Annotated in this window: 23 protein-coding genes; 9 read left to right on the forward strand and 14 right to left on the reverse strand. The window is 36.4% G+C overall.

Annotated elements, in window-relative coordinates:
- The first annotated feature begins 201 nt into the window (after nucleotides 1-201).
- Both rph and A6M14_RS14075 read left to right on the forward strand, forming a co-directional pair.
- Nucleotides 202-918: a ribonuclease PH gene (gene rph / locus A6M14_RS04305; RefSeq protein WP_152873785.1), complete on the forward strand. Its 717-nt coding sequence runs from the start codon at nucleotides 202-204 to the stop codon at nucleotides 916-918.
- A 194-nt stretch (nucleotides 919-1112) separates the two neighbouring features.
- Complete coding sequence (locus A6M14_RS14075) at nucleotides 1113-1289, forward strand: hypothetical protein (protein ID WP_171500237.1); 177 nt, start codon at nucleotides 1113-1115, stop codon at nucleotides 1287-1289.
- A 2-nt stretch (nucleotides 1290-1291) separates the two neighbouring features.
- Here A6M14_RS14075 and nadC read toward each other — a convergent pair whose 3' ends face one another.
- A complete protein-coding gene (gene nadC, locus A6M14_RS04310; RefSeq protein ID WP_152873786.1) occupies nucleotides 1292-2137 on the reverse strand; it encodes a carboxylating nicotinate-nucleotide diphosphorylase in 846 nt (281 codons plus the stop codon).
- A gap of 170 nt (nucleotides 2138-2307) precedes the next feature.
- Here nadC and ampD point away from each other — a divergent pair, with 170 nt between their 5' ends.
- Together ampD and murJ are read left to right on the forward strand one after the other, a co-directional pair.
- The gene (gene ampD, locus A6M14_RS04315; RefSeq protein ID WP_152873787.1) at nucleotides 2308-2880 is read left to right on the forward strand and encodes a 1,6-anhydro-N-acetylmuramyl-L-alanine amidase AmpD; all 573 of its coding nucleotides are present in this window, start codon (nucleotides 2308-2310) and stop codon (nucleotides 2878-2880) included.
- A gap of 87 nt (nucleotides 2881-2967) precedes the next feature.
- Nucleotides 2968-4509: a murein biosynthesis integral membrane protein MurJ gene (murJ, locus tag A6M14_RS04320; RefSeq protein ID WP_152873788.1), complete on the forward strand. Its 1542-nt coding sequence runs from the start codon at nucleotides 2968-2970 to the stop codon at nucleotides 4507-4509.
- 49 nt (nucleotides 4510-4558) lie between these two features.
- On the opposite strand, the gene A6M14_RS04325 is transcribed toward murJ, so the two are convergent.
- From A6M14_RS04325 to A6M14_RS04365, 9 genes are all read right to left on the reverse strand, one after another.
- Nucleotides 4559-5251, reverse strand: a complete 693-nt coding sequence (locus tag A6M14_RS04325) for a BamJ family beta-barrel-assembly machinery protein (RefSeq protein WP_152873789.1) — start codon at nucleotides 5249-5251, stop codon at nucleotides 4559-4561.
- Nucleotides 5252-5299: 48 nt separating this feature from the next.
- Nucleotides 5300-6004: a BamJ family beta-barrel-assembly machinery protein gene (locus A6M14_RS04330; RefSeq protein WP_152873790.1), complete on the reverse strand. Its 705-nt coding sequence runs from the start codon at nucleotides 6002-6004 to the stop codon at nucleotides 5300-5302.
- A 234-nt stretch (nucleotides 6005-6238) separates the two neighbouring features.
- Nucleotides 6239-6814: a DNA-3-methyladenine glycosylase I gene (locus A6M14_RS04335; protein WP_152873791.1), complete on the reverse strand. Its 576-nt coding sequence runs from the start codon at nucleotides 6812-6814 to the stop codon at nucleotides 6239-6241.
- A 40-nt stretch (nucleotides 6815-6854) separates the two neighbouring features.
- Nucleotides 6855-7100, reverse strand: coding sequence for a hypothetical protein (locus A6M14_RS04340; RefSeq protein WP_152873792.1), 246 nt, complete (start codon nucleotides 7098-7100; stop codon nucleotides 6855-6857).
- A 19-nt stretch (nucleotides 7101-7119) separates the two neighbouring features.
- Nucleotides 7120-7659 (reverse strand): peptidoglycan DD-metalloendopeptidase family protein, encoded by a 540-nt coding sequence (locus A6M14_RS04345; protein ID WP_188110856.1) that lies wholly within the window; start codon nucleotides 7657-7659, stop codon nucleotides 7120-7122.
- A gap of 53 nt (nucleotides 7660-7712) precedes the next feature.
- Nucleotides 7713-8747, reverse strand: a complete 1035-nt coding sequence (gene mutY / locus A6M14_RS04350; RefSeq protein ID WP_152873793.1) for an A/G-specific adenine glycosylase — start codon at nucleotides 8745-8747, stop codon at nucleotides 7713-7715.
- Nucleotides 8748-8921: 174 nt separating this feature from the next.
- Nucleotides 8922-9287: an HIT family protein gene (locus A6M14_RS04355; protein ID WP_152873794.1), complete on the reverse strand. Its 366-nt coding sequence runs from the start codon at nucleotides 9285-9287 to the stop codon at nucleotides 8922-8924.
- A 64-nt stretch (nucleotides 9288-9351) separates the two neighbouring features.
- A complete protein-coding gene (locus tag A6M14_RS04360; RefSeq protein ID WP_152873795.1) occupies nucleotides 9352-10092 on the reverse strand; it encodes a dienelactone hydrolase family protein in 741 nt (246 codons plus the stop codon).
- Between the two features lie 175 nt (nucleotides 10093-10267).
- Complete coding sequence (locus A6M14_RS04365; RefSeq protein WP_004656956.1) at nucleotides 10268-10426, reverse strand: DUF1328 domain-containing protein; 159 nt, start codon at nucleotides 10424-10426, stop codon at nucleotides 10268-10270.
- A gap of 184 nt (nucleotides 10427-10610) precedes the next feature.
- On the opposite strand from A6M14_RS04365, the gene A6M14_RS04370 reads away from it, so the two are divergent.
- Nucleotides 10611-11063, forward strand: coding sequence for a YcgN family cysteine cluster protein (locus A6M14_RS04370; protein WP_152873796.1), 453 nt, complete (start codon nucleotides 10611-10613; stop codon nucleotides 11061-11063).
- Between the two features lie 25 nt (nucleotides 11064-11088).
- Here the strand turns inward: A6M14_RS04370 and A6M14_RS04375 are convergent, their stop codons facing one another.
- On the reverse strand, nucleotides 11089-11550 hold the full coding sequence (locus A6M14_RS04375; protein WP_152873797.1) for a 2-thiouracil desulfurase family protein: 462 nt from the start codon (nucleotides 11548-11550) through the stop codon (nucleotides 11089-11091).
- Nucleotides 11551-11650: 100 nt separating this feature from the next.
- Between A6M14_RS04375 and A6M14_RS04380 the strand changes: the two genes are divergently transcribed.
- Nucleotides 11651-12925 (forward strand): replication-associated recombination protein A, encoded by a 1275-nt coding sequence (locus tag A6M14_RS04380; RefSeq protein ID WP_152873798.1) that lies wholly within the window; start codon nucleotides 11651-11653, stop codon nucleotides 12923-12925.
- A gap of 396 nt (nucleotides 12926-13321) precedes the next feature.
- Nucleotides 13322-15646, forward strand: coding sequence for a TonB-dependent receptor (locus A6M14_RS04385; RefSeq protein ID WP_152873799.1), 2325 nt, complete (start codon nucleotides 13322-13324; stop codon nucleotides 15644-15646).
- Between the two features lie 73 nt (nucleotides 15647-15719).
- On the opposite strand, the gene purC is transcribed toward A6M14_RS04385, so the two are convergent.
- The 3 genes from purC to dapA are packed head-to-tail and all read right to left on the reverse strand — an operon-like array spanning nucleotide 15720 to nucleotide 17993.
- Nucleotides 15720-16439 (reverse strand): phosphoribosylaminoimidazolesuccinocarboxamide synthase, encoded by a 720-nt coding sequence (purC, locus tag A6M14_RS04390; protein ID WP_152873800.1) that lies wholly within the window; start codon nucleotides 16437-16439, stop codon nucleotides 15720-15722.
- 37 nt (nucleotides 16440-16476) lie between these two features.
- On the reverse strand, nucleotides 16477-17079 hold the full coding sequence (locus A6M14_RS04395) for a lipoprotein-34 precursor (NlpB) (protein ID WP_152873801.1): 603 nt from the start codon (nucleotides 17077-17079) through the stop codon (nucleotides 16477-16479).
- A gap of 14 nt (nucleotides 17080-17093) precedes the next feature.
- Nucleotides 17094-17993 carry a 4-hydroxy-tetrahydrodipicolinate synthase gene (gene dapA, locus A6M14_RS04400; RefSeq protein ID WP_152873802.1) on the reverse strand — a complete coding sequence of 300 codons (900 nt, stop codon included), beginning with the start codon at nucleotides 17991-17993 and terminating at the stop codon, nucleotides 17094-17096.
- Between the two features lie 531 nt (nucleotides 17994-18524).
- Here dapA and pncA point away from each other — a divergent pair.
- Nucleotides 18525-19157 carry a bifunctional nicotinamidase/pyrazinamidase gene (pncA, locus tag A6M14_RS04405; protein ID WP_152873803.1) on the forward strand — a complete coding sequence of 211 codons (633 nt, stop codon included), beginning with the start codon at nucleotides 18525-18527 and terminating at the stop codon, nucleotides 19155-19157.
- 83 nt (nucleotides 19158-19240) lie between these two features.
- Nucleotides 19241-20185 (forward strand): bile acid:sodium symporter family protein, encoded by a 945-nt coding sequence (locus A6M14_RS04410; RefSeq protein WP_152873804.1) that lies wholly within the window; start codon nucleotides 19241-19243, stop codon nucleotides 20183-20185.
- Nucleotides 20186-20210 lie beyond the last annotated feature (25 nt).

Below are 20210 nucleotides of genomic sequence, written 5' to 3' on the forward strand. Positions count from 1 at the left end.
AGTTTTTAGGATTTGGCTATAATGTTTAGTTTAGCAAAAAAAAGTACACAAATATGAAAGTTATTTTTGAATCATTTCAAAACAACTTAGTTTTAATTTCTTAAGATTTAGATGGTTTACTCAACAGCTGTAACAAAACCTTTGTATTCGCTTCTGCTATACTTAGCCGCAATATATTTGAGTTAAAAATAAGGACAAATTATGCGTATTGACCAACGTACTTTAGATCAATTGCGTGATGTTAAAATCACTCGTAACTACACTCGTTATGCAGAAGGTTCTGTACTGGTTGAATTCGGTCATACAAAAGTCCTTTGTACAGCAAGTATTGATCATTCTGTTCCTCGTTTCTTAAAAGGTCAGGGACAAGGTTGGGTAACTGCTGAATATGGTATGTTGCCACGTTCTACACATACTCGCAGCGATCGTGAAGCGGCTCGTGGTAAACAAAGTGGTCGTACACAAGAAATTCAACGTTTAATTGGTCGTAGCTTGCGTGCAATGGTCGATCTTAAAAAGCTTGGCGAAAATACAATTACAATTGACTGTGATGTAATTCAAGCCGATGGCGGTACACGTACAGCATCTATTACGGGTGCAGCGGTTGCACTTATTGATGCTATGAATGTATTGCTTGAGAAAAAGAAAATTAAGCAAGATCCATTAAAAGGTTTAGTTGCTGCTGTTTCTGTTGGTATCTTTAAAGATGAAGTACTTCTAGATTTATGCTATGAAGAAGATTCTAACTGCCAAACTGACTTGAACGTTGTGATGACTCAAGCAGGTGAGTTTATTGAAATTCAAGGGACTGCGGAAGAAAAACCATTTACACGTGCACAATCAAATGCAATGTTAGAAATGGCTGAAAAAGGTATTCAAGAGCTTGTTAAAAAACAGCAAGAAGCTTTGGGTTGGTAAGTTTTAAAACCTAAGTTTTATAAAAAAGCGCCGTGAAAATGGCGCTTTTTTTATGCCTAGAAATTACAGGAAAAAATATAAAAAACACGAACAGGGCGTTTTTCATACAATGTTATAACATGAGTCATTTTTTTCATCACATTGAGTACTTAGCATAAGAGGCATCGTGTAATTGCTTGAAAAAGGGCAAAGAAATGAATGTTATTTTTATTGCTTCAATGATTGGCGTATTCCTCATCAGTATTTGTGCACCGCGGGAAAATGAGAAGTTAGATGTACATTCTGTATGGAAAACTGAACATTTGCAGAGTGATCTTTCTAAAGAAAAATCATCGCCGCAAAATACTCAAAACAATGATTTTAATACTTAGATTTAAGCATTAAAACGCATCGATAAATCAACCGCTTTTACATCTTTGGTTAAAACACCCATCGAAATATAGTCCACGCCAGTTGTTGCAACTTCACGTAAATTATCAATGGTGATATTGCCTGAGGCCTCTAATTTACAACGACCTGCAACGTGTTTTACGGCATCAATCATTTGTTGCTGACTAAAATTATCAAGCATGACAATATCTGCACCTGCTTCAAGTGCTTGATTCAATTCATCCCACGTTTCAACTTCAACTTCAACAGGTTTGTTGGGGGCAATCACGTGCGCTTTTGCAATAGCTTGGGCAATGCCACCCGCTGCCATAATGTGATTTTCTTTAATTAAAAATGCATCGAATAAACCTAAGCGATGATTTTGACCACCACCAATAGCCACCGCATATTTTTGTGCAATGCGTAATCCTGGAACGGTTTTGCGTGTATCGAGTAATTTTGTATGTAGTCCATCTAAATGCTTTACATATTCAGCTGTTTTTGTGGCTACAGCAGAAAGTGTTTGCACAAAATTCAGGGCAGGGCGCTCTACGGTCAGTAAGCTACGAGCGGAACCTGAAAGCTTTAAAAAGGCTTCATTTGCAGCAACAACATCACCATCATTTTTAAGCCAAGTCACTTGAACATTAGAATCATAAGCTTGAATTAAAGCATTCACCCAAGGCTGACCTGCAAGCACCATATCTTCACGGCTAATGATTGTCGCAGTCGCTTGCTCGTCTTCATGTGTCAGTAAAGCGGTAATATCACCATCACCAATATCTTCTTGTAATGCTTGTTGAATATTGATTTGAATAGACTGTTCTAATAAAGCTTGTGAGATGCTCATGGCAATATCCGTATAGTGAGAACCCATAAAAATTGTGCGCTATATTAGCATTGTTCAATAAAAAAACGCATTTTTTAACCAAGTTACATCACTAAGTTTGAGATTTGGAAGTGAAAGTTTTAGGATGGAAGAGTAGCCAAATTTATTTTAAAAAATTTCAGGACAGATTTATGCAACAAGGATCGTCGTTTCAGGTCGTTGATGGACAGCTTAAAGGCGCTCAACACATTCCTTCGCCAAATTTTAATCAGCGTCCTGAAAATACAGACATTGAGTTGGTTGTTGTCCATAATATTAGTTTGCCACCATCGCAATTTGGTGGTGGATATATCGAAGATTTTTTTCAAAATAAATTAGATTGGTCGGTGCATCCTTATTTTCAGACGATTGAAGGCATGCAGGTTTCAGCTCATCTTTTAATTTTAAGATCGGGAAAAATCATTCAATTTGTAAACTTTAAAGATCGTGCTTGGCATGCAGGTCGTTCAAGTTATTTAGCGCAAAAAGAATGTAATGATTATTCTATTGGAATTGAATTAGAAGGAAGTGATGATCTACCTTTTGAAGAAGAACAATACGAAGCTTTAGCCAATGTGGTGGCAACATTGCAAAAAGCCTATCCAAAAATTAAACAACATATTGCAGGACATTCAGATATTGCACCGGGTCGAAAAACAGATCCAGGGCCATTTTTTGACTGGGTAAAATTTAGAAAGCAACTAAAGCAACTAAAAAACCTATAAATTGTTAAATTGTAGAATGATTAAACAATGAAACTTCACAGAGAGTTTCATTACAATAGCGACTTGATTTTAGACTAGGTGGTTCCGATGGCGCTTTGGCGATCGACCGTGATTGTAAGTGCAATGACGATGTTATCTCGTGTACTGGGTTTAGTACGAGACATCGTTTTGCTAAATGTATTTGGTGCAGGCAAAGACTTCGATACTTTTGTCGTGGCTTTTCGTATTCCTAACTTCTTTAGGCGATTATTTGCAGAAGGAGCGTTCTCACAGGCTTTCATTCCTGTATTAACGGAATATAAAACAAGTCGCACACATGCAGAAGTTCAAATACTGATTAGTCGCGTATTTGGTTGTTTAGCAACAGTCATGTCTTTATTGACTTTATTTGCCATGATTGCGGCACCTGTCATTATTTATGTCTATGCACCGGGTTTCCACGATGATCCTGCCAAATTTGCTTTGGCAACGGATATGTTCCGCCTAACTATTCCGTATTTATTATTCATGTCACTTACTGCTTTTGCGAGTAGTATTTTGAACAGCTATGGATCATTTACTACACCTGCATTTGCACCTGTATTACTGAACGTTGCAATGATTGCCGGCGCATTATGGTTCACGCCATATATGGATACGCCAATCATGGCTTTAGGTTGGTCTGTGGTAGCCGCAGGATTTTTACAATTAGCCATTCAGATTCCTGAATTGTGGCGTAAAAAATTACTGATTCCACCAAAAATCGACTTTAAGCATGAAGGCGTAGATCGCATCATGAAATTGATGCTTCCTGCACTTTTTGGTGTATCTGTTACTCAAATCAATTTATTGCTCAATACAATTTGGGCATCGTATATGCAAGATGGTTCAGTGTCTTGGTTATACAGCGCAGAACGTATGACAGAACTGCCATTAGGTTTAATTGGTGTTGCTATTGGTACTGTGATTTTACCGTCATTGTCAGAACGTATTGCAGAACAAGACCAAGGTAAATTCCGTGGCATGATGGATTGGGCAGCAAAAGTGATTGTATTGGTTGGTGTGCCTGCAAGTATTGCTTTATTCATGCTTTCAACGCCAATTATTCAAGCATTATTCCAACGTGGCGCATTTACGGTAGAAGATACGTATATGACTGCACTTGCACTACAATGTATGAGTGCAGGGGTTATTTCATTTATGTTAATTAAGGTTTTTGCACCAGGCTTCTATGCACGCCAAGATACCAAAACACCTGTACGTGTCGGCTTAATGTCGGTTGCTGCCAATGCCATTTTAAACGTGATATTTATTGGATTCTTTAAATTGATCGATTGGCAGGCAGAACATATGGCGCTTGCATTAGCATCTTCAGGTTCTGCTTTGGTCAATGCGGGTATGCTGTATTTCTATTTACATAAGCGTGATATTTTCAGATTTGGCGCACATTGGAAAAAGCTGATGCTTCAGTTTGCGATTGCCAATGCAGCCATGATTGCCGCTTTATGGTACGGCTTAACGTGGTACAACGGTGATGCGACTCAATGGATGCGTGTAGTCGAGCTTATTGGGCTTTGTATTGTTGGTGCAGTCGCTTATGGCATTGTATTAATTGCAGCAGGCTTTAGACCACGTCATTTAAAACCATAAAATTTCAAGAATAAAAAAGACCGCAAATGCGGTCTTTTTTATTTTTAGTTTATTGTGGAGAAACTTCTAAAAGTTCAACATCAAAAATTAAAGTACTATTTGGCTCTATAGCATCGCCTGAACCAATTTGACCATAAGCCAATTTAGCTGGAATATAAAAACGATATGTTGAACCTTCTTTCATTAACTGTAGACCTTCTGTCCAACCTGTAATGACTTGGCTCACCATAAATTCAGCAGGTTGTTGGCGTGCAATTGAACTGTCAAAAACCGTATTATTCAATAAACGACCTTCATAATTTACTTTTACTTTTGAAGATGCTTTAGGTGTTTTACCTGAACCTTGTTTAATCACTTCATACTGTAAGCCAGATTTAGTGACTTTAATATTAGGTTTTTTCGCATTTTCAGCAAGAAATTCAGCACCTATTTTTTCATTTTTATCCGCTAAGTTTTTATGTTCTATAAGCTGTTTTGCTTCAGCATTTTTTTTGAATTGCGTTAAAACTTTCGACATTTCTTCATCTGTTAAAGCCGATGATTGGCCTTTTGATGCTGCTTTTAAACCATCTAAAAATGCATCTAAATCCATATTTTTGAGTGCATCTGCATTACCACGACCCATAATATAACCAAAGCTGTAGCCAACTTTATCTTCATAACTGCTTTTATTATTTACTATTTTTGCAGAAAGACCAGTACTACACAATGCTAAGCACAATAATGTCATTTGAATTTTCATTATATTTCCTTAAAAAATAAGGAGAGCAAAGCTCTCCTTATTTAAAAATTATTTAACTTGGATAAGCTCAACATCAAAAATTAACGTGCTGTTTGGTGGAATTGTACCCGGAACACCTTGTTCGCCATATGCTAAGTTAGAAGGAATATATAATGTTGCTTTTCCGCCTTCTTTCATTAGTTGTAGACCTTCAGTCCAACCAGGAATAACTTGGTTAAGCGGGAACTCAATTGGTTCACCACGTTCTACAGAGCTATCAAATACTTTGCCATCTACAAGTTTACCTGTGTAGTGTACTTTAACTGTTTGAGAGCCTGTAGGTGCTTTACCTGTGCCTTCTTGCGTGATTTTATACTGCAAACCAGAAGCTGTTGTTTTTACGCCAGATTTTTTAGCATTATCACTCAAGAAAGTATCATTTGAGCTTTGAACTTTTTGAGTTTCAGTCACTTGTTTTTGTTGCATTTCTTGCTGATATTGCTCAAATGCTTTTTGAAGTTCTTCTTCTGTATATGCAGGTTGCTTACGAGCATGTGCATCACGAATACCTGTTACAAAGCTATTAATATCAAGCTCTGGAGGAGTTTGGTGTGCAACTTCAAAACCTAAAGCATAGCTAATTTTCTCAATACCAGAAGCATTTGCAGATGATTTTGCCGTTTGCGTTGCTGGAGCTTGAGTTGCGTAGTAAACAGGAACAAGTGCAGCACCGCCTAGAATTACAGCTACAGCGATGGGTAAGGCTTTACTCATAAGTTTTCTCAAATTCATTTTATAGTTTAAAAGTTGCCATTATTTTAGCAGACTTTTGGGTAAAACACGGGCATTTGAGTCACGTGCATCTTTGCTATTAATATATTCTTATCACATGAAATATTCTATAACAGTCTGAATATATAAAACATTTTTTATACAATAAATACTAGACTTAGGAGAGCCTATTTAGATTGATAGCATTTTAATTTTAGGTGAATTTAAGTTTAATGATCAGGTTTCTGAATATTTAAACGCACAATCATCTTCGTGATCATTGATCATGCCAACCGCTTGCATGAATGCATAACAGGTTGTAGGTCCTACAAATTTAAAACCTTTTTTCTTGAGTTGTTTAGACATTAAAATGCTTAAATCTGTTTGAGCAGGTGCTTTTTTATAATCAGGGACATCATTAATAATGGTTTTTTGTTGAACGAAATCCCACAACCAAGCGACGACATCTACATTATCTTTTTTAAGATTTTGCCATGTAATGGCATTATCTCGAATAGCTTTTAATTTACCGATATGACGAATTAAGCCCGCATCTTGAACTTTTATTTCTAAATCGGCATCACTGAAGTTTGCAATATCAGCAATAGAGTATTGAAAGAAATGTTCACGATAACATTCACGTTTTTTGAGTACGGTAATCCAAGACAAACCTGCTTGTTGACCTTCTAAACAGAGCATTTCAAAAAGATGTTGTTCATCTTGAACAGGGCGACCCCATTCTTGATCATGATAATTGATATAAATAGGATCGTTAGAGCACCAACCACAGCGTTTCACTGTTAAAGACGTCATGGAAATGCTCCTTTATTTTTATAAGAATTAAAACAATAGATTAAATTTTAAATTCAGCCCATTGGTCATTTTTGTTGTCCCAATAGAACAATTCAGCTTGTTGAATATCTTCAAAAGAAATCCAATTATCTTTGCCAACTTTGTCTGAATAGCCTGTACTAATTAGTAAAGCTTCTTCGGTAATTTCCATGACCCAACCCTGATGACTCTGTCCTGCCACCACAATTTTTTGTTGATTGCCCGATTCAGCAAATTCTACCAGACGATTGATCAACGCTTCTGACATGAATAATTCCTAAAGAAAATTAACGTAAATATGGATAGGGGTTAACGGCTCCACGCCCTTTTCCACCTAAATAAATTCCATAATGTAAATGTGGTGCGGTATGGCGAGCATTACCCGTATTGCCGACATAACCAATTAGATCACCTTTTTTGATGTAATCACCTACGCGTAAACCACGTTTATGACCATTTAAATGTGCATAATAATGCCAGCTACCATTAGGGCCTAAAACCCAAATGACTTTCCCGCCCAAATTGTTGTTGCGTAAGTCGGCAATTAAGCCTTCTGTTGCACTAAACACTTTCGTTCCACGAGACGCCATAATATCAACGCCTTCATGTATTCTACCACTGCTTCGTGATGCGCCCCATGTATCTGTTAAATTATTGCTTTTAACACCTTGTACAGGAATTGGGAGCTTGTTTGGCAAACTCATATTTTTGAGTTTTTGAACCGCGGCAGCGTTTAATGGTTGGCTTGGTTTTTTCGGTGCGGTGCTACATGCGGAAATAAAAATAACAGCAAAAATTAAGATTAAAATAGAACGAATGCGAAGCACGAAGAATTCCTGTCTTTTATTTTATGAATAGTCTTATCTAGCACCTGACTATGTCATAAATTTACGGCAGAGATCAATTTTTTCATGGCTGTTGGAATGCCCATTTGTGTAGCAATTTGTGATGAATACCAATCACCACCCAACTCAATTGCTAAATGTTCTTTTGAATCTTCATCAATTTCAAAGCACACCGCTTCTAATAGCCATGTGAAGTGCGTAAAACTATGAGAAATCTGTTCTTTTTTGATAACTTTTTTCAAACCTAAACTTTGCGTTCTTTCTAAAAATTCAACTTCATTTTCAATAATTGGTAAGCACCATAAACCGCCCCACAAACCTGAATTAGGGCGTTGTTGCCATAACCATTGATTGTTGCATTGAATAAGTAAGACCTGAGCAGATTTTACGGGGACTGCTTTTTTGGGTTTCTTAAAAGGGAGTTCAGTTTCTAAACCTTGCTGATGTGCTTTGCAATGTTGTTGCATTGGGCAATACAGACACAATGGCTTTTTAGGTGTACAGACTGTTGCACCTAAATCCATAATAGCTTGCGTGTAATCATGATTGCGTTCAGTCGGGCATAAATCTTCGGCAATTTGCCACATGGCACGTTCATGAACAGGTTTGGATAAATCATCTTCAATAGCGAAGAAGCGTGACAAAACACGCTTAACATTGCCATCCATAATGACGCCATATTGACGCAAACCAAGCGACATCAGCGCGCCACCTGTAGATGGTCCTATACCTGGAAGTTCAATCCATTCTTCTAAATTTTGAGGAAAATGTCCTTTTTGCGTAACAATTCCTGCTGCTTTATGCAAATTTCTTGCACGTGCGTAATAGCCTAACCCTGCCCAATAGGGAGCAACATCATCCCAAGATGCAAGACCTAAATTTTCAACTGTAGGAAAGCGCTCAATAAAACGATCAAAATATTGCAGAACTGTTTTTACTTGAGTCTGTTGCAACATAATTTCCGATACCCAAACTTTGTATGGATCATCTGCAATTTGCCAAGGCAAATCATGACGACCATGTTCATCGAACCAGTTTAGAAGGGTATTAGAAAAAGAAAATTCAGGCATTGAAATGAAGTAACAACAAATAAGGCTTGAGTATAACTGAATTGAACGATGAACCTTTGAGATAAATGGATACACCTCATTCAAAAGGAGTACTTAAAAATTAAGTGTTGTACTTTATTTGAAAATTTAACAACAAAAAATGATGCCGAAGCATCATTTTTTTAGTGAGTTTATTTAAATTTGACCACTCATACCCCAGCGGGAATCAAGCTGTAAAGCTTGTCCTTCATAGCGAGGAATAATGTGAATATGGACGTGTTCAGATGCTTCGCCAAAGACAGAACCATCATTAAAACCAACATGAAAACCAGAGGGTTGATGGCGTAACTTAAGCTCATTACGCGCAAGTTCAAGCAAGGTTAAAAGGCTTTTGCGCTCTTTATCGGTTACATCAAAAAATGAACTTACGTGACGTTGAGGAACAATTACACAATGTCCTTTAGATAGTGCATTTGGTTCGGGTAAAATCACGCCGAAATCATTTTTTGCAATGATGTCATATTCATCAAAGTTACAATAGATGCAGTTATTTTCAGTCATTTGATTATCCTCTTTTCATTTTATTACTTACCTATTCACGTGAATAAATAGGCAATTTAAAGCCTTACGCTTTTAAGTGATGAGCGAATAATTCATACATCGCTTCGAGGCTTTGCTTTTCTGCTTCAGCATTGTAGCCAAGATCTACACCATTGGCTTTGGCTCTTTCATCGGCTAGTGGGTTTGAAAAGCCATGTTTAGCATCTTCAAAAATAATCACTTCATGATTTACTTTTACGGCATGCATTTCTTCACGGAAATTTGCGACATCTTCAAAGGAAACCATACTGTCTAATTCACCATGTAGAACAAGAATTTCCGCCTGTACTTTGCCTTCTTCAGCAGGTGATTTTGGTGATAAATTAGCATGGAATGTGGCAACAGCTTGAAGTGGAGCACCTGCACGAGCTAAATCTAGAATAACTTTGCCACCATAGCAAAAGCCAATTGCTCCGAGTTTAGCTTGATTTACTTCTGTTTGAGCAGCTAAAGTTTCTAAACCTGCAAACGCACGAGTCACAATTGTTTCAGGGTCTTGGAATGTTTCAGTCATCCATTCATTTGCTTGAGTAGCTTCAGTGGTTACTTTTTTGTTGCCGTACATATCAATAGCTAAGGCTGCATAACCATGTTCTGCTAATTCACGTGCACGCTGTTCGGTATATTCATTGCGTCCCCACCATTCAGGAGACACGATTACACCTGCAACAGGCGTTGTAGATTCAGGAGCAGCAAAGTAGCCAATTAAGGTAGAACCATCTTTTGCTGTGTATTGAATTTCACGTGTTTTGATTACAGAAGTCATGCACAATCCTTGAAGCTTTAATTATGATTAACTCGATTAAAGCACAAAAATATTGCAGATGTTTTGAAAAGAAATAAATGAAATAGAAACAAATGTGAGAAATTATGATTTGCTTATCACAAATTAAAAAAGAAGGGTCTAAGCCCTTCTTTTTGATGGTATAAAAATAATGTGTTTAAACTTTTCCGCGAGAGAGAAAGCCAACAATTGCAAGAATGACCGCAACAACAAGTAGAATGACGGCAAAGTCTTTAGATAAGCCTGCAACACCACCAAAACCAAGTAAACTTGCGATTAACGCGATAACAGCGAATATAATTGCCCAACGGAACATTGGAATTCTCCCTTCAATTTTTTTGATTATGAATTTAGTATAAAGATGATAATTACAATAAATGTGATGTATTTGTTTGTTTTTTGTACAAAATTGAAGTATTTTAATGAAAGAAAGTCATCTCTCTTATTGATCACTCAAGCCTGATATAATGCCAAAGCTCTTCTTTTTATTATGTATGAATATGTCTGAACTGTTACGCCCACAATTTTGGAAAAACTATACATTAGCAGAGTTAAATACTGCTGAATGGGAAGCGTTGTGCGATGGTTGCGGATTATGTTGTTTAATAAAATTAGAAGATGATGAAACCAATGAAGTGGCGTATACCAAGGTTTCTTGTAAGTTATTAGATTGTAAAACAGGACATTGTTCAGATTATCCAAATCGTATTGAACACGTGCCAGATTGTATTCAACTAACACCTGAAAAATTAGAAAATATTCATTGGCTGCCATCTTCATGTGCGTATCAACGCATGAGCGAAGGCAAAAGCTTACCTTCTTGGCATTATTTAAATACAGGTACACGAGAAAGCGTTATAAAAGCACGAAAGTCGGTTGCAGGGCGCTGTGTATCTGAAGCCGATGTCGATGAAGATGAAATTGAAGACTATATTGTACGTTGGGTTCGTTAATGAAAAAGTGATTTATGCAATAACGCTAATCTAACGATTTTAAAAAATCATCTTCCGAAATTACCTGAAAACCATGTTGGCGTAACAAGCTTGCAGTAATGCCTAAGCCTGAAATTTTTGTGCCTGAAAATGTACCATCATAAATAAAATTCGAGCCGCAAGACGGACTATTTTCTTTTAAAACAACTATCGAAACCTGATATTTTTTCGCAATTTCCAAAGCTTTCTGTGCACCATCAATAAATGCTTGTGTGACATCATTTCCTTGAGAGTCGATTACTTGTGCTATGCCATTTAAAACATCTTGAGCCGTGCCATTTACAATTTCTGCAGCTAAACGAGGCGTAGCTAATCCACCTAATATTTCGGGACAAACAGTAATGGCTTGCTGGTTTTGTAAAAGCTCAGAAATTTTTTCAAAATAATATCCTTTACCATCATAACGAACAGGTAAATTAGCCAAGCAGGCACTGATTAAATATTTCATATCGCAATCTTCACATCTGTAAATTTTGTCTTTAAAACTATTGCCTAGAGACATGAATAACATAGTAGACTAAGTGAAAGCTTAGTAAAGTAATAACAAGATGTCAGATAGCAATATTCCACTTCCTGAACGCCTACGTCCACGAGATTTGTCTGAAATTATTGGACAAGATCACCTGCTTGGTGAAGATGCACCATTGCGTCAAATGATTGACCAAGGGCATTTACCCTCTATTATTTTTTGGGGACCGCCTGGGGTTGGGAAAACCACAATTGCCTTATTACTAGCACAAGCCATAGATCGACCATTTGTGAGTTTATCTGCGTTAAATACAGGCGTGAAAGAATTAAGAGAAATTATTTCAGATGGTGGTGATTTAATGCCACCAGTTGTATTTATTGATGAAATTCATCGTTTTAATAAAAATCAGCAAGATGCATTATTGAATGCTGTCGAAAAAGGCAAAATTACGCTTGTTGGTGCAACAACAGAAAATCCTTCATTTGAAGTAAACAGTGCATTACTTTCTCGTTGTCAGGTTTATACCTTAAATGCTTTAGATGAAGATGCGATTCAAACACTCATTAATAATGCGATTCAAAAAGATCAATTTTTAAAAGATCGTTATATCCAAATTGAAGAGTTTGATGCACTTATACAATTTTCTGCAGGCGATGCTCGAAAAGCTTTAAATTTACTCGATTTAATTGCAAGTACATTTGAACCAGATTTAGAAAATATCATCACCAATGCAGTGGTTGTAAAAGTTGCACAGCAGAATATTGCACGTTATGACAAAGCAGGCGAACAGCATTACGACTTGGTTTCTGCATTTATTAAATCTATTCGTGGAAGTGACCCAGATGGTGCGCTGTATTGGATGGCTCGAATGCTCAAAGGTGGTGAAGACCCTGTATTTATCGCGCGCCGTATGTTGATTGCGGCATCTGAAGATATTGGCAATTCGAATCCAAATGCATTATTACTTGCAGGCGAATGTTTCCGTTCAGTTCAAGTTATTGGTATGCCTGAATCACGCATTATTTTGGGACAATGTGCCGTTTATTTAGCGACAAGTGCAAAAAGTAATAGCACGTATTTAGCTATTAATAAGGCGATGGATTTGGCTGAAAAAACAGCAAACTTACCTGTGCCGTTACATTTACGCAATGCACCAACCAAGCTAATGAAAGAACAAGGATATGGTGTCGATTATCTATATCCGCATAATTACCCTGAACACTTCGTATTGCAGGAATATATGCCGCCTGAATTAAAAGGCACAAAATTATATGAATCTGCACGTAATAAGCGTGAAGTTGAAGGTGAGAAGTTGCAACAACGTCGTTGGCAACAACAGCAGCAACAGCAATAACATATATAAAAAAACCCAACTCGGGAGAGTTGGGTATAAATGGATGTTTCTTGGGGAGATAACATCCAGAGGGTAAACTGGTCGGCAACGTAGAGCGAAAAGCGGAGATATTTTCTACGCTGCCTAGTATGAAATTAATAATAGAAAGAAACGCTTAGAAAGTAAAAATGGCGATTTTGATGATGATCATTCAATTATTCGATAATAACTTCAAAAAACTCTAATTTTTAAATAATATCTTTATTATTAGAAATTTAATTTAACTTTAATTTTTATTGTTTCAATGAGATAGCAAAAAATAAATTCGAACTATTTAAACTTCTGGTTCGGAAGGATTTTCATCATAAAAGAAAACTGTATAATGTTATGTTATAACGTAATATAAAAGATGAGAATATGAACAATTCACGACTATTAGTTTTACTATTTTTGCTTATAAAACAGGTTGAAGCAGCGGAAACAGACTCAAAGCAATACTTAAAACCGATTAAACTGACTGCTGAAGAAAATATTCGCGCAGAACATAAAGTCGAGAAGCAATTTATTGAAAAAGCGAATACTTTAGGTGATGCAATTAAACATGTATCGGGTGTTCAAAGCAGTTCATTTGGACCCAATTCAGGTGCGCCCGTAATCCGTAGTTTGCAAGGGCATCGTGTAGGTGTGTTTGAAAATGGGACGTCAATTCAAGGTGTTAATTCAATTAGCGGCAACGTAAATATTCCATTTGATCCGATATTTACTGAATCTATCAAAATCAATAAATCTAATAATAGCGTCAGATATGGCGATCAATCTTTAGGGGGGAGTGTAGAAGTCGATAGTGGTCTAATTCTGAAGAAACTAAATGAAAAATCTCGGGAAATAGATTTGGTTTATAAGAATGGTTGGAATAGTTTTGATGCCAAAGGTTTGAAGCTACAACTGAATAATCAAAAAAACTTAGCTACAAATATTCAATTTTCTAGACAAGAAATAAAGTCTTATAACATTCCAGGTAAAAGCAAAGCGCAAGTTTGCGATAGTGATATTTTCATAAATGGTGGCGTAAATAGTACTTTGGCTGATATATGTCAAAAAGATGCAAGAATTAAAAAAACGTATAATAAAGCATCACAAAAATATATGAGTCAGATCATAATTAATAATCCTGATTGGGCTGATGGTGATTTTTCATTTTATTCGGACGATCCAATTTCTCGAGCAGGTGGGAGGGAGTATCAAAACCCATTAAATCCTGATTATGTTGAAGGTACAGAAAAAAATAAAATTGATCATATTAATAACGATGTAACACCAAACTATAATAAAAAATTAGGAAATAGTTATGCGAGGAATGACAATATTGCAGTGGGAACAACGTATTTTTTAAAGAATGGATATATTGGTTTTAGTGCCGATTATAAGAAAAGTGAGTATGGCGTTCCGGGTTTTTCTTTGGAAAATAAGTCATTCCAAGAAAATTATGATGATGGATTACCTGTAGGTGTAAAGACAGAACAAAATAAGTTTATGCTTGATAGTTTGTTCAATCAGCCAGTCATTTTTTTAGATAATATTCAATTTAAAGCATCAAATTTTGTTAATAAATCAGGTGAATATATTGGTGCGAGTGAAGCAAATTTATATAAATTTGAACAAAATTTCGTTGAATTGGTATTCAAACAAAAAGATTTTGGCTATTTATCGGGTGAAATCGGTCAAAGTTGGGGAATCAGAGATGTCGATGGAAAAGGTCATGCTCGATATCTGCCCAATGTAAAAACCACAAGGAATGCATTTTTTATTCAAGAAAAATTAAATTTTAAACCTGTATATTTTGAAGCAGGCTACCGTCGAGAAAATGTTGAGCATCAGATTCAAGATCATACTTTTGTTGGGTCTCGTAATGCATCTAATGGAAAATTAGAAGATCGAAATTTTGATTTATCACATTACTATTTAGGTGGTGGTTTTTATTTGGGAGATCATGTTCATATTCATGCTAAATATAGTAAATCTGAAAGAGCACCCGAATTAAACGAGTTATATGCGAGTAACCCGCATTATTCAATTATGACTCAAGAAGAAGGTAATCAAAATTTAAAGAAAGAGAAAGTGAAATCGATTGAATTAAATACAGATTTAACTTTCGAGCAAAGCAAAATAGCTTTGTCTTTATATCAAATGAATTTTAATGATTATATGTATTTGTCACATTCAGGTATGGCTATGCGTAATCGACTTCCATTGCAATATTGGAAGCAAACGGATGTGAAAATTGAGGGATTTGAGATTGATCTAAGTCATCGCTTTTTACTTGATAAGTGGGGTGATTTAACCCTAAGTACCTTTGGTGATTTTGTTAAAAATCGAGTAACGAATAAAAATCTTATTCAATCTTCAAATGATGGCGAATATCCAACCAATATGCCAACAAACCGTTATGGTGCAAGCATAGAGTGGGAAAAAGATGATTATCATCTTAGGTTATCTAATGTTTATTATGCTCAAGCGAAATACTTAGGAAAGAGTGTAAACTCTGAAATTCCTTTACCCGCTTATCATTTATTAGACTTATCTTTAAGTAAAAAAGTGGCATTAAAAAATGCAGATTTTGAGTTTTATCTAAATGGAACAAATTTGCTTAATGAAGAAGCGAGACCTCAAAACTCACCTTTAAAATACATTGCGCCTTTACCTGGGCGAGGGTTTCAGTTAGGCATAACAATGAGTTTGTAGTATTTAAAAACTCAAATTTTAGTAAATAAAAAACCGAGCGATTAAGCTCGGTTTTTTTGAAGATCAGACGATATTAGATGTCTGAAAGGTCGATACCAATACGAGCAGCAACTTCTTCATAAGCCTCAACAACACCACCTAAACCTTGACGGAAGCGGTCTTTATCAAGTTTTTTCTTCGTGTCTTTATCCCATAGACGGCAACCGTCTGGAGAGAATTCATCACCAAGAACGATGCGATCGTGGAACACACCAAATTCAAGTTTGAAATCTACAAGAAGCATATTGCCTGTAGCGAATAATTCTTTAAGAACATCATTTACTTGATAAGTAAGTTCTTTCATACGCGCAAGCTGTTCAGCTGTAGCCCAACCTAAAGTGATTGCTTGAGACTCGTTAACCATTGGGTCACCAAGTGCATCATCTTTAAAGAATAATTCGAAAGTAGGCGGAACAAGTTCTTTGCCTTCTTCAACACCTAAACGACGACATAATGAACCTGCTGCATAGTTACGAACTACACATTCAACAGGAATCATGTCTAATTTTTTCACTAAAACTTCAGTAGGAGAAAGAAGTTTTTCGAAGTGAGTCTCAATGCCAGCAGCAGCCAGTTTTTCCATGATAAAGGCGTTAAAACGGTTATTAACCTTACCTTTTCGATCTAGTTGTTCGATTTTTTCGCCATTGAATGCAGAAGCATCATCACGAAAGACTAAAATCAGATGGTCTGCATTATCTGTTTCATAAACAGATTTTGCTTTACCAGTATAGAGCAAGGTTTGTTTTAACATGGAGGGAACCTTTTTCAAAAAAAATGCCTAGAAATGTCTAGGCTGGCCAATTTTGGTAAATCTGGGCTAACAATTCTGCAGAAATTTGTTTGTCTGCAAAAGTGTTGTCAGTATTGAACACAGCGAGGCTATTACTTGAACCAGCAGATGTAAGTCTTAACACATAAGATTTTTGATCAATCTTAATTGTTACGTCAGTCGCATTTTTGCTTTGACCTACAATTGTGTGATTAAGGCTACTTAAAGTGGCAAGTGTATATTGCCAAATTGTAGCAGAATTCCCATCAATTTTGAGTAAAGGATTTTGATTACCATCAGTTATTTGCTGTGGTCGACCAATAGATCCTTCACTCTGATCATCTTGCGTAGTTGCTTGAGTAAATGTGGTTGGTCTAGGAAGCGCAAAACGGTTACCACGATCATTTTCATATTGTGGAGCATTTGCAATTGCACGAGGATCAACAATAGGAGCTGGATACAAAGGCGTTGCTGGTCTAACCATTGAACCTTCAGGATATTGTAAAGGTTCGATTGTTGCTGTCTTTTTATAGTCTAAAGAACCATTGCTGATACCAAATGAACTACAACCAACCAAACTTAAAGCTGAAAGCGCAGTGACTAAACCAAAACGTATTTGCATAATGTTAAGCTCTTTTATTTAATGATGCCTGCCGCTGTGAGTGCTTCACGAAGCGTAGTGCGATATTGTTCTGCAAGTGGGGTAAGTGGTAAACGAATCCCTGTACCAATAAGTTTCATTTCATGAAGTGCCCATTTCACAGGAATTGGGTTCGATTCACAGAATAAAACGTCGTGTAAAATAGCAACTTTACTATTTAAGTGTTCTGCTTTTGTTGAGTCACTAGCAAGTGCTGAAGCACATACTTCGCTCATTTCTTTAGGTGCTACGTTTGCAGTAACAGAAATATTACCTTTTGCACCTAAAGCAATAAGTTGATAAGCCGTTGCATCATCACCAGAGTAAACCGTCATTGCTTTGTCTTTTAAGCCTTCAATCAGCTTTTGACCACGAGCAACATCACCTGTGGCATCTTTAATACCAACAATGTTTTTGATGTCTGCAAGACGAATAACTGTTTCATTCTGCATATCAACGCCAGTACGACCTGGTACGTTATAAAGGATAATTGGTAGCTCTACTGATTCAGCAATAGCTTTATAATGCTGATATAGACCTTCTTGTGTTGGCTTGTTGTAATAAGGGGTTACCAACAGGGCTGCGTCTGCGCCAAGTTCTTTTGCTTCTTGCGTAAGTTCAATGGCTTCGCGTGTTGAGTTTGCACCAGTACCAGCAATAATCGGAATGCGTTTGTTTGCTACACGAATGATTTCTTTAATCACTTGTGTATGTTCAGCCATACTTAATGTTGATGCTTCACCAGTTGTACCAACTGCAACAATGCTGTTCGTGCCTTGTTCTATGTGCCACTCAACGAGCTTTTCTAGACCTTTCCAATCTACGCTGCCATCTTCTAACATTGGGGTGACAATTGCGACAATTGAGCCTTGAATGGTCTGTGCTTGCTGAGTCATTTTTTAAAAATATCCTATTTTCCCATCCACGTTATGTAGAAAAACAGAGAAGGTGGATGGTTGCAGTATTTTGATTTGAGTCAAAATTCAATAAGTCATCATTGAATAATGCTTATGCAAATTATGACTGATTCAGTGTGTCAGAACAATATCCTTTAGTCAAAGCAATAACAAAGTTTTTAAAAATAATAAAACTTTATAGAAATGATGAAGTTGATTTTAAAATAAGGTGCTTTCTATGGGGGATAATCTGTGTTGTAAAATCGTTATAAAACGCAGTATTTGTGATGTTTTCAGTGTTTTTTACTTTTAAATGATGAAATAGATCATTCAAAATATTTTATAGATGCTGAATAGATTTGATGTTGGCATCATTCATTTATAAATATCACTTTCATTATTTTTTCCTATTTCAGATGTAAATTCTTCCATCCAATGTAAAAAGCTCAAAATACATTCGCTTTTTTTTATGGTTATTTCAATGGAAAATATGATTAACTATTTTCAAGGTTTAAAAGGATTTCGATATAAATGCAAAAAAATACAGCCTTAATTGTTGTGGATGTTCAAAATGGTTTTACGCCAGGTGGCAACTTAGCTGTTGCAAATGCAGATCAGATTATTCCAAACATTAATCATATCGCAACGTATTTTGAAAATATTGTCATCACACAAGATTGGCATCCTGAAAATCATATTTCTTTTGCCCAAAATCATGAAAATAAACAGGCTTTTGATACTGTAGAGTTAGATTATGGTACGCAAGTTTTGTGGCCTGCACATTGTGTACAAGGAACACATGATGCCGAATTACATCCAAACTTAAAATTACCAACCGCTCAATTAATTATTCGAAAAGGTTTCCATAGTCATATTGATAGTTATTCGGCATTTATGGAAGCTGACCAAAAAACAACAACAGGTTTGGCGGGTTATTTAAAAGCGCGCACTATTGATACTGTATTTATTGTGGGAATTGCCACAGATTTTTGTGTGGCATGGACAGCTATGGATGCTGCAAAGTTAGGTTTTAATACTTTTGTGATTGAAGATGCAACTAAAGGCATAGATTTAAATGGTTCTTTACAATATGCATGGCAAGAGATGTCGGCAGCAGGTGTGAAACGTATTTATATGAAAGATTTAATCGAACAATGTGCTTAAATACACCATATATTTCATGGGAATAATACAAAGTTATTCCCTTTATTTTTGCCCACTCAAATCAATGATATAGGAGTAGGCAGATGTCTATTCTTCTTAAATTTACACAGTTCATCCAAAAGACCTTTGCCATTTGGGTCATTCTTTTTTCAGGACTTGCACTTTATAGTCCAGAAACATTTGTTTGGTTAAAAACCTATATTACATGGATGCTTGGCATCATTATGTTTGGTATGGGCATGACCATGACGTTGGGCGATTTTAAAGGTGTTTTACACAACCCAAAAGCAGTTACGCTTGGTGTTTTTGCGCAATTTTTAGTGATGCCTGCTTTGGCATTCTTATTGTGTCAGCTTTTTAAATTACCAACAGAAATTGCCATTGGTGTTATTTTGGTAGGGTGTTGCCCTGGTGGAACAGCATCGAATGTGATTACCTTTATGGCGAAAGGAAATACTGCACTCTCCGTTGCATGTACTTCAGTTTCAACGATTCTTGCGCCAATTCTTACGCCTGCAATTTTTTATGTTTTGGCAAGTCAGTGGATTGATATCAATGCAATGTCGATGTTGAAATCTATTCTACAAGTGGTTTTATTTCCAATTGTTTTAGGTTTGCTTGCACGTGCTATTTTGAAAAATAAGGTCGATCACTATATTCAAGTCATGCCTTTAATTTCTGTAGTTGCCATTGTGGCAATTGTTGCTGCGATTATTGCAGGAAGTAAGGCACAAATTTTAGAATCAGGTTTAATGATTTTGGGCGTTGTCATCTTACATAACGGTTTGGGTTTGCTTTTAGGGTATTGGGCAGGGCGAATGTTCAAATTACCCTATGCAGATTGCAAAGCCATTTCTATTGAAGTGGGTATGCAAAATTCAGGTTTGGGGGTGGCATTGGCTGCGGTACATTTTGCTTTATCACCAATTACTGCTGTTCCAAGTGCTATTTTTAGTTTATGGCACAATATTTCGGGTTCTGCACTTGCAACGTATTGGGCGGCAAAAGCAGATAAAACTGAAAAATAAAAAAATTTGGATTAAAAAAGCCTGA

It is taken from the genome of Acinetobacter portensis, from assembly GCF_009372215.1.
In the GTDB taxonomy this organism is placed as follows: domain Bacteria; phylum Pseudomonadota; class Gammaproteobacteria; order Pseudomonadales; family Moraxellaceae; genus Acinetobacter; species Acinetobacter portensis.

Coding starts and splice junctions, on each gene's coding strand:
- rph (WP_152873785.1), top strand. CDS start 202: ATGCGTATTGACCAACGTACTTTAGATCAATTGCGTGATGTTAAAATC.
- A6M14_RS14075 (WP_171500237.1), top strand. CDS start 1,113: ATGAATGTTATTTTTATTGCTTCAATGATTGGCGTATTCCTCATCAGT.
- nadC (WP_152873786.1), bottom strand. CDS start 2,137: ATGAGCATCTCACAAGCTTTATTAGAACAGTCTATTCAAATCAATATT.
- ampD (WP_152873787.1), top strand. CDS start 2,308: ATGCAACAAGGATCGTCGTTTCAGGTCGTTGATGGACAGCTTAAAGGC.
- murJ (WP_152873788.1), top strand. CDS start 2,968: ATGGCGCTTTGGCGATCGACCGTGATTGTAAGTGCAATGACGATGTTA.
- A6M14_RS04325 (WP_152873789.1), bottom strand. CDS start 5,251: ATGAAAATTCAAATGACATTATTGTGCTTAGCATTGTGTAGTACTGGT.
- A6M14_RS04330 (WP_152873790.1), bottom strand. CDS start 6,004: ATGAGTAAAGCCTTACCCATCGCTGTAGCTGTAATTCTAGGCGGTGCT.
- A6M14_RS04335 (WP_152873791.1), bottom strand. CDS start 6,814: ATGACGTCTTTAACAGTGAAACGCTGTGGTTGGTGCTCTAACGATCCT.
- A6M14_RS04340 (WP_152873792.1), bottom strand. CDS start 7,100: ATGTCAGAAGCGTTGATCAATCGTCTGGTAGAATTTGCTGAATCGGGC.
- mutY (WP_152873793.1), bottom strand. CDS start 8,747: ATGCCTGAATTTTCTTTTTCTAATACCCTTCTAAACTGGTTCGATGAA.
- A6M14_RS04355 (WP_152873794.1), bottom strand. CDS start 9,287: ATGACTGAAAATAACTGCATCTATTGTAACTTTGATGAATATGACATC.
- A6M14_RS04360 (WP_152873795.1), bottom strand. CDS start 10,092: ATGACTTCTGTAATCAAAACACGTGAAATTCAATACACAGCAAAAGAT.
- A6M14_RS04365 (WP_004656956.1), bottom strand. CDS start 10,426: ATGTTCCGTTGGGCAATTATATTCGCTGTTATCGCGTTAATCGCAAGT.
- A6M14_RS04370 (WP_152873796.1), top strand. CDS start 10,611: ATGTCTGAACTGTTACGCCCACAATTTTGGAAAAACTATACATTAGCA.
- A6M14_RS04375 (WP_152873797.1), bottom strand. CDS start 11,550: ATGAAATATTTAATCAGTGCCTGCTTGGCTAATTTACCTGTTCGTTAT.
- A6M14_RS04380 (WP_152873798.1), top strand. CDS start 11,651: ATGTCAGATAGCAATATTCCACTTCCTGAACGCCTACGTCCACGAGAT.
- A6M14_RS04385 (WP_152873799.1), top strand. CDS start 13,322: ATGAACAATTCACGACTATTAGTTTTACTATTTTTGCTTATAAAACAG.
- purC (WP_152873800.1), bottom strand. CDS start 16,439: ATGTTAAAACAAACCTTGCTCTATACTGGTAAAGCAAAATCTGTTTAT.
- A6M14_RS04395 (WP_152873801.1), bottom strand. CDS start 17,079: ATGCAAATACGTTTTGGTTTAGTCACTGCGCTTTCAGCTTTAAGTTTG.
- dapA (WP_152873802.1), bottom strand. CDS start 17,993: ATGACTCAGCAAGCACAGACCATTCAAGGCTCAATTGTCGCAATTGTC.
- pncA (WP_152873803.1), top strand. CDS start 18,525: ATGCAAAAAAATACAGCCTTAATTGTTGTGGATGTTCAAAATGGTTTT.
- A6M14_RS04410 (WP_152873804.1), top strand. CDS start 19,241: ATGTCTATTCTTCTTAAATTTACACAGTTCATCCAAAAGACCTTTGCC.